The organism is Bariatricus sp. HCP28S3_F11 (genome assembly GCF_052065395.1).
Taxonomy (GTDB): Bacteria; Bacillota; Clostridia; order Lachnospirales; family Lachnospiraceae; genus Allocoprococcus.
Map to the genome: position 1 here is coordinate 1 of NZ_JBQHUC010000117.1, position 582 is coordinate 582.

A 582-nucleotide genomic window follows, 5' to 3' on the forward strand; every position below is an offset into this window, starting at 1 on the left:
TGCCCCGGCTGTGCCGCCAGAGTTCACAGGCGGCAGAAAACAGAAAGTGAACGGAAAAGGAGGTCTGCTGTGGACAGTTAGGAGCGAAAAAAGCCTTGATTTATCAGGCTTCGCAAGCCCCAAACCGGGGCTGGTGGTATAAAGTATCGCCCGCCCCGGAAAACGGGCTTCTAACCGTCCACAAAACGCACTATGACAAATACCATCTATATCCATCAGCCGGAAAAGGCGTTCAGCTTCACCCGGCTCCCGAATTTCCTCTTTGAAGCCCCCACATTCAAGCCCTTGTCCAACGAGGCAAAGGTTCTGTACGCCTTTATCCTGCGCCGGACAGAGTTATCCCGCAAGAATGGGTGGGCGGATGATTGCGGACGGATTTATCTGTACTATCCCATCTGCGAGGTGGTTGACCTGCTCCACTGTGGGCGGCAGAAAGCGGTAAACACCCTGCGGGAACTGCAATACGCCGGGCTGGTGGAGATCCAGAAGCAGGGCTGTGGAAAACCCAACCGCATTTTCCCAAAATCCTATGAAGCGGTTCCAAACACCGACTTCAAGAAATCCGGTTCTGGTACGCCGGAG

General features: G+C 54.3%; 1 protein-coding gene. It reads left to right on the top strand.

The genetic code is table 11. The features are described 5' to 3' along the window. Positions 1-192: 192 nt before the first annotated feature. Positions 193-582: replication initiator protein A (locus tag ACTNBR_RS16535; RefSeq protein WP_195271787.1), on the top strand; the 390-nt coding region annotated here is incomplete at its 3' end.